Annotated in this window: 6 protein-coding genes; 2 read left to right on the top strand and 4 right to left on the bottom strand. The window is 56.0% G+C overall.

Features of this window, described 5'->3' with window-relative positions:
• Nucleotides 1-163 (top strand): 4-coumarate--CoA ligase family protein (locus HMPREF2787_RS11430; RefSeq protein WP_168168057.1); only part of this gene is annotated, 163 nt, incomplete at its 5' end.
• On the opposite strand, the gene HMPREF2787_RS08560 is transcribed toward HMPREF2787_RS11430, so the two are convergent.
• Nucleotides 160-957 (bottom strand): aminoacyl-tRNA hydrolase, encoded by a 798-nt coding sequence (locus tag HMPREF2787_RS08560; protein WP_070859004.1) that lies wholly within the window; start codon nt 955-957, stop codon nt 160-162. The two genes, HMPREF2787_RS11430 and HMPREF2787_RS08560, sit on opposite strands and share 4 nt — an antisense overlap.
• Entirely contained in the window at nt 957-2,249 is a 1,293-nt protein-coding gene (gene serB / locus HMPREF2787_RS08555) for a phosphoserine phosphatase SerB (protein WP_070859003.1), read from the bottom strand. Before serB ends, HMPREF2787_RS08560 begins: the two co-directional genes overlap by 1 nt.
• 470 nt (nt 2,250-2,719) lie before the next feature.
• Here serB and HMPREF2787_RS08550 point away from each other — a divergent pair, with 470 nt between their 5' ends.
• Nucleotides 2,720-3,928 carry an IS110 family RNA-guided transposase gene (locus tag HMPREF2787_RS08550; protein WP_070859002.1) on the top strand — a complete coding sequence of 403 codons (1,209 nt, stop codon included), beginning with the start codon at nt 2,720-2,722 and terminating at the stop codon, nt 3,926-3,928.
• Between the two features lie 272 nt (nt 3,929-4,200).
• Here the strand turns inward: HMPREF2787_RS08550 and ctaD are convergent, their stop codons facing one another.
• Both ctaD and nrdF read right to left on the bottom strand, forming a co-directional pair.
• Nucleotides 4,201-5,901, bottom strand: coding sequence for an aa3-type cytochrome oxidase subunit I (gene ctaD / locus HMPREF2787_RS08545; RefSeq protein ID WP_005511131.1), 1,701 nt, complete (start codon nt 5,899-5,901; stop codon nt 4,201-4,203).
• A 328-nt stretch (nt 5,902-6,229) separates the two neighbouring features.
• Nucleotides 6,230-7,246 carry a class 1b ribonucleoside-diphosphate reductase subunit beta gene (gene nrdF / locus HMPREF2787_RS08540; RefSeq protein WP_016422253.1) on the bottom strand — a complete coding sequence of 339 codons (1,017 nt, stop codon included), beginning with the start codon at nt 7,244-7,246 and terminating at the stop codon, nt 6,230-6,232.
• Nucleotides 7,247-7,533 lie beyond the last annotated feature (287 nt).

The following is a 7,533-nucleotide window of genomic DNA, read 5'->3' as shown; positions in this document are numbered from 1 at the left end:
GCAGGTGACGGAAGACGAGATCATGGACTACGTCGCAGACCGCGTCGCACCGTACAAGAAGGTGCGAGTCGTCGAATTCATGGAGGAAATCCCGAAGTCGGCGACGGGCAAGATTCTGCGCAAGGACCTCAAGGCCATGGAGGCAGCACGCACCAAGCTTTAAGCTGGCGCCCCGGGAGTGACAGCCACAGTCACTGAGCCGGGTGCAATCTCAGTAAACCCGGCATCCTGAACCTCAACCGCGCGGAGCTCTGGCGCTGGCCACTGCTCCCGCGGTATTTCTTTCACATCTAGCGCATAGCCACTTTGCGCCCAAGCCCAAGCGTCCTCGACCGACAGGGTGGCGGCATAGAGCATTGAGCCGTGCCCCGCCTGCGCCGCCACTTTCCCGACTGACATATTCAGGTCTTTGTCCACCCAAATCACTGGCGGAGCAAAGGTGTCAGCGCCCCCATGGCCGCCCTGGCCGTTGGGAAGCGTGTTCTCCGGGTCGTCGTAAGGCAAATCGGTGCCGGAGATCTGCAGCTTGGCAATCTCCGGGTATGTTTCGTCGACTGGTGTTGGCACTAGTGCGCGAGCTTGCGCGCCGTCGACATTCACTGTGACACCCGGCGCAAGCTGAGCGCGTTGCCAGCCGATATTACGAGCGCGACGTGTGAGCTTGCGGATGCGTGCACCGTACCAAGACGCCAGACCCTGTTGATAGGCAGAAGTGTCATCGCCTGCGCGTTCGTCCAGGCAACAAGCAACAACAGCCATCGCGGCGGCGCGGAGCAGCGCGGTGCGCGAGGGGCGTTCCTTCTTCGGAACCTCAAGCACGATAGCCATTGCCCACGGCACATCCTCGCCGTGGTCTTCCCTATCGGGTTGCGGCAGGAGATTATGGGCGATGCGGAACCACTCCGGTATCGATGATGCGTCCGTGACAGCTGGATTCTTGTGATCCTCGCGTTGCACTACTGCTCCAACGGCACGCGGCGGAAGGTGCCATCTTCGCGGTCGGCATCGTCGATTTCATCGCGGGAAATGCCCAACATGAACAGAATCGAGTCCATGAATGGAACGTTGACCGACGTGTCAGCGATCTCCTTCAGCGCTGGCTTTGCGTTGAAAGCAATGCCGAGGCCTGCGACCGACAACATATCGATGTCATTGGCACCATCGCCGACCGCGACGGTCTGGTGCATCTGAAGCCCCGACTTTGCTGCGAACGCCTTAAGACTGCGGGCCTTTTCCTGCCTATCAACGACATCGCCGACCACGCGTCCAGTCAGCTTTCCGTCCTCGATCTCGAGGGTATTGGCCTTGTAAAAGTCCAGGCTCAGATCCTTTGCCAGCGGCTCCAGAATCTGGATAAAGCCACCGGAGACAGCACCACACTTGTAACCGAGACGTTTCAGCGTGCGGATCGTGGTGCGGGCGCCTGGAGTCAGCTCGATAGAGTTCGTCACTTCCTCGAGGACGCTAACCGGCAAGCCAGCCAGAGCCTTCACTCGCTCGTGCAATGATTCGGCGAAGTCCAGTTCACCGCGCATAGCGCGCTCCGTAACAGCTGCGACCTCAGCTTCGCGACCAGCGTGAGCGGCAAGCATCTCAATGACCTCACCGGTAATCAAGGTGGAGTCCACATCGAAACAAATCAAGCGCTTGGAGCGGCGCTGCAGACCGGCGCGTTCAATTGCAATATCGATGTCCTGGTCCTGTGCAAGCTCAGCCAGTGCCTTACGCAGCGGAATGCCCGCACCCGGCTTCGGGTCCGGAATAGAGACAAGCAACTCCAGACCAGTAACTGGGTAGTCAGCAATACCCCGAATGGAATCAATGTTTGCACCATAATCAGCGAGAGTACGTCCGATACGGGAAATATCCTCAGCGTTGACCGGATTGCCCAACACGACAAGTGCGTGGGTAGAGCCATCGCTGCGCTCAATCGGGGCATCCAGCTGGAAACTGACAGTCATGCCGTGAGGCTTCAGTGTTTCAATCAGCCCCTCACGGAGAACACCGACCTTTTCTTCTGTGACGCCAACAAGCGCACCGAGGCTCAGATTAGAGCGAAACACCGACTGTTCCACATCCAGAATTTGAACTCCGTGGGCCGCGAGCACGCGGAAGAAAGCTGCCGAGACGCCCGGGCGGTCTCGGCCAACGGCGGTAATAAGCACCGGAGCTAGTCCCGGTGCTAACGAAACCGACAAGGCATCGATATCTGCAGACTGACTGGGAGAGGTAATTACCTGTTCATTCACCAATCCAGTATCGCATGAAGCCCCGGCAGAGTGCTCATCGCATTGCGGGATACCGCACTTCGGAGGGTGGCCAGTCACAGCCGCTAGCTATCGCCCCCTGCTCTCCCCTCCAGCTCCCTTGCTGCGCTCCCTGCGCTCCCTGCCCATTACGTTGTTGGGTGTTCCAAGAAGGGAGCCGAAGGTTCATAACCGTATCCCCGGCATAGGGGCGGGTTATGTTGGTTTCCGTTCCCTTCGGATGAATGGAACTCGTCGCTGGCCTTGGCATGGCTCTTAGTCGCCCTGTCTGTTAATGATCCGGGGGGGTGATGCCACCGAGGGCAGTGACATACTCCCAACTGCTAATAGGAACCTGCCCCGCACCATTGCGTGTGAGGGCTCAAAGTAATGTGGATGCCAGCGCGTAGTATGTCCGACCCCCAGCGATGAAAGAAGTACAAACCCTTTTGAATCGCTAGGAGGTCAAAAAGATGACATATGACTATGTCATCGGCATGGACGTCGGGAAATTTTTCCACCACGCCTGCGTACTCGACCAAGAAGGTCACCAGGTACAGTCCAAACGGATAAATCAGCACGAAGCATCGCTACGAGAGCTGTTCCGAAAGTTCTCTGCTGGCGGCAAGCAAGTACTTGTCGTTGTCGATCAACCCAACAACATCGGGCGACTGACAGTCGCGGTCGCTCAAGCCGAAGGCGTAGATGTTCGGTACTTGCCAGGATTAGCCATGCGCCAACTGTCACGCATCCATGCGGGCAACGCAAAAACGGATATCCGTGATGCCTACGTGATCGCATACGCAGGTTGCCACCTGCCCGAGGCGTTGCGAAGCGTCGACCGCGTAGAGCAAGTTTTTCTTGAGCTGAAAATACTCAATGGGATCGACGAAGACCTTTCCCGGTCATATACCCGACTGATCAACCAAATTCGTTCCGCGTTAGTTGGTACCTATCCCGCGTTCGAACAGGTTCTTCGCGGCCAGATGATCCACCGCAAATGGATCCTGCAGCTGCTTGCGAAATACGGTGGTCCCACGAAGATCAAACGACTCGGTAAACGGCGAGTAGTCGAAATCGCTCGTAAGCACCGGGCCCGCAACCCAGAGCCCATCGTCGATGCGCTGTTTGCTGCTATCACTGAACAGACCATCCACATCGCCGGTGGTCACTACGCCGAACTCGGCGTTGCGATGTCAGCAAAAGATGCATTGTTAAAGCTAGAACACCGCAAAGAAATCGAACGGCAAGTCGTCGCCATCATTCAGGACATCCCCCACACAGCCATCCTGTTGTCGATGCCCGGGATTGGCCCTAAAACGGCCGCACAAATCCTCATGACTGTCGGTGACATGTCTGATTTCCCTACCGCAGGACACCTAGCCTCCTACGCGGGTTTAGCCCCAAGGACACACCAGTCGGGGACATCGATTATGTCGAACGCGCTCAATCGTGCTGGGAACAAGAAATTAAAGAACGCCCTATGGCAATCGTCTTTTGCATCGATCAGATTCCACGAGCGTTCCCAGCAATTCTACGAACGAAAACGTCAGGAAGGCAAGAGACATAACGCCGCTGTCGTAGCACTCGCACGCAGGCGACTGAACGTTTTATACGCGATGATGCGTAACAAAGAATTCTACCGCGACACAACCGCAGAAACGGGGGCCGCTGCCGCGTAACCGCACAAATCCAAAGCCGACTGGGTGCTACCCAGCCGGCTCATCGGCGTGCCCGAAAACAACTCAATCGGCGGTGACACTGCCCGTTCCTTACCCCCAACGAGGCTGCCCATAGAATTGACAACTAGATAGGAACACCCCCCCTTACTGCGCCTTCCCTAGGAAAGACTCTCAAAGACAAGACTACGGCCCCATCACGGAGATCCGTGATGGGGCCGTAGCTTCGCGTAGTTATTAACTCAGAGTTGCATCAGCCATGTAGCCACTAGCTCTTAGAGCTGGCGACCAACGTGGGCCTCTGCGCGCTGACGCTCAACCATGTGCGGGTAGTGCAGCTCGAACGCCGGGCGCTCCGAGCGGATGCGCGGCATCGAGGTGAAGTTGTGGCGCGGCGGCGGGCAAGAGGTAGCCCACTCGAGAGAGTTACCGTAACCCCACGGGTCATCAACAGTGACGACCTCACCGTAGCGCCAGGACTTGAAGACGTTCCAGACAAACGGGATAACAGACAGACCCAGGATGAACGCACCAACGGTGGAAATCATGTTCAGGGTGGTGAAACCGTCAGTCTCGAGGTAGTCGGCGTAACGACGCGGCATACCCTCGTTACCCAGCCAGTGCTGGACCAGGAAGGTCAGGTTAAAGCCGATGAAGGTCAGCCAGAAGTGAACCTTTGCCAGCTTCTCGTCGAGCATACGTCCGGTCATCTTCGGGAACCAGAAGTAAACGCCCGAGTAGGAAGCGAAGACCAGGGTACCGAACAGAGTGTAGTGGAAGTGTGCCACGACGAAGTAGGTGTCAGAGACGTGGAAGTCCAGCGGCGGGGATGCCAGCATAATACCGGTCAGACCACCGAACAGGAAGGTCACGATGAAGCCGAGAGCGAAGGTCATCGGGGCCTCGAAGGTCATGTGGCCACGCCACATCGTACCCATCCAGTTGATGAACTTAACACCGGTCGGGACCGAAATCAGGAAGGTCATGAACGAGAAGAACGGAAGCAGAACGCCACCGGTCACGAACATGTGGTGCGCCCACACAGCCATGGACAGACCTGCAATAGACAGGGTCGCGAAGACCATACCTGCGTAGCCGAACAGCGGCTTACGGGAGAAGACCGGAACAACCTCAGTAATGATGCCCACGAACGGCAACAGCAGAACGTAGACCTCTGGGTGACCGAAGAACCAGAACAGGTGCTGCCACAGCATGGCGCCACCGTTTGCCGGGTCGTAAATGTGACCGCCCAGCTTACGGTCGTACAGAACACCAAGAGCAGCTGCAGTCAGAATCGGGAAGATCAGCAGAGCCAGAATCGAGGTAACCAGGATGTTCCAGGTGAAGATTGGCATACGGAACATGGTCATGCCCGGTGCGCGGAGGCACAGGACAGTGGTGGTCATGTTAATAGCGGAAGCGATAGTACCGACACCACCGACACCGACACCGACAATCCACAGGTCAGAACCGACACCCGGGGAGTGAATCGGGTCAGACAGCGGAGAGTACATAGTCCAACCGAAGTCAGCAGCACCACCCGGAGTCAGAAAACCCGACAACATCAGAATGCCACCAATAGTTGTCAGCCAGAAGCCGAAGGCGTTCAGACGCGGGAAAGCCACGTCCGGAGCACCAATCTGAAGCGGCAGAATGTAGTTAGCAAAACCCCAAACAATCGGGGTACCGAACAGAAGCAGCATCACCGTGCCGTGCATGGTGAACATCTGGTTGAACTGCTCGTTAGAAAGGAACTGAAGTCCTGGGGCGAAGAGCTCAGCACGGATAAGCAGAGCCATCAGACCGCCGACAAAGAAGAACGAGAAGGACATAATGATGTACATAATGCCCAGCTTCTTGTGGTCGGTCGTGGTCAGCATTTCCCACGCCCAGCTGCCCTTACGCTCATGTCCGAACGGCTGCGGCCGTTCCGGCGCTACAACGCCATGATCTGGACGAGGCGCTACTGCAGTCATTCTTCCTCCTTACTACGCGAAGATTTCCTGTAACTCACTACAGGGATTTGAAGTTTTGTCCTTGTGAGAATAGGGCAGGTGAGTACGCGACGGCGAAACCACCTACCACTATGTGCCAGATTCTAGTCTGAACCTTGGAAAAAGTTAAGGCCAAGGAATTTTCCGGCCCACTTCCCCACTCAGCTAAGCACACTATTAGTTTCCTGAGAATTGTCTTAACCTGGGCTAACGCCTTTTTAGCAGGAACCGTCGAGGCTAGGGCTACTACCCCCGTGTGTGCTGTCACCAGAGTAGGGCTCGGTGCGGAATGTTCCCTACACCTGTGCTTTTAGAAGTCCCAGTCCTCATCCTCGGTTACTTCAGCCTTACCCATGACGTAGGAAGAACCGGAACCTGAGAAGAAGTCGTGGTTTTCGTCAGCATTCGGCGACAGAGCCGACAGGATTGACGGCGAAACTCGAGTCTCGTCGGCCGGGAACATACCCTCATAGCCCAAGTTGTTCAAAGCCTTGTTGCCGTTGTAACGCAGGAAACGCTTGACATCCTCGGTCCAGCCGAGTTCGTCGTACATCTCTTCGGTGTACTGAATCTCGTTGTCGTAGAGATCAAACATGAGATCGAAGGTGTAATCCTTCAGCTCGTCACGTTCAGCCTGGGTCAGACGCTCCAGGTTGCGCTGGTACTTGTAACCGATGTAGTAACCGTGAACTGCCTCATCACGAATAATCAGGCGAATAATGTCCGCGGTGTTGGTCAGCTTGGCGTGGCTGGACCAGTACATCGGCAGGTAGAAGCCCGAGTAGAACAGAAAGGACTCCAGCAAAGTGGAAGCGACCTTCTTCTTCTGCGGGTTATCCCCCTCGTAGTAATCGAGGATGATCTTGGCCTTCTTCTGCAGGTACTCATTCTCCTCGCCCCAACGGAACGCATCCTGGATTTCAGGAGTCGACGCCAGCGTCTGGAAAATCGACGAGTAGCTCTTTGCGTGCACCGATTCCATGAAGGCGATATTGGTGTACACAGCTTCCTCGTGCGGAGTCAGCGCATCCGGGATGAGCGATACTGCGCCAACTGTGCCCTGGATGGTGTCCAACATGGTCAGACCAGTGAACACGCGCATCGTGGTGCGCTGCTCCAGTGCGTTGAGTGTATTCCAGCTCTTGATGTCATTCGACAGCGGCACCTTTTCCGGCAACCAGAAGTTACCGGTCAGACGATCCCAAACCTCGAGATCCTTGTCATCAGGAATCGTGTTCCAGTCAATAGCCGCAACTGGGCATGCACGCGACTCTGGATTCTTCTCACGGTGGGCCGGAGTCGAGGGTGGGCAATCATCGAAACTCACGTAGAAACCTCTCCCTTTTTCATTGATATTGCCGTTTCCCGAACACACCTTATATATAAGGAATGTCCTTCACTCTTTACGAGTTCAAAAACAGCGGCTGCAGCGGTGGCTATTCCAGCCTTGTCCCACTACAAAACGTCAGGCTCCCGATGAAAGGAGCCACTACCCTTAGCAGCTTACCCACACTGCCCTATTTCAGCACACCGCTGTTGGTTATCTCTCCAATGAACGCCTTTTATATGCATCCCCTACCGCTCGGGGTTAAGTAGCAAAAAGTGTGTCTGACT

The sequence above is a fragment of the Corynebacterium sp. HMSC061H03 genome (assembly GCF_001838215.1).
In the GTDB taxonomy this organism is placed as follows: domain Bacteria; phylum Actinomycetota; class Actinomycetes; order Mycobacteriales; family Mycobacteriaceae; genus Corynebacterium; species Corynebacterium jeikeium_D.
The sequence above is the reverse complement of the archived record's forward strand: the minus strand, read 5'-3'. Positions and strand labels throughout refer to the sequence as shown.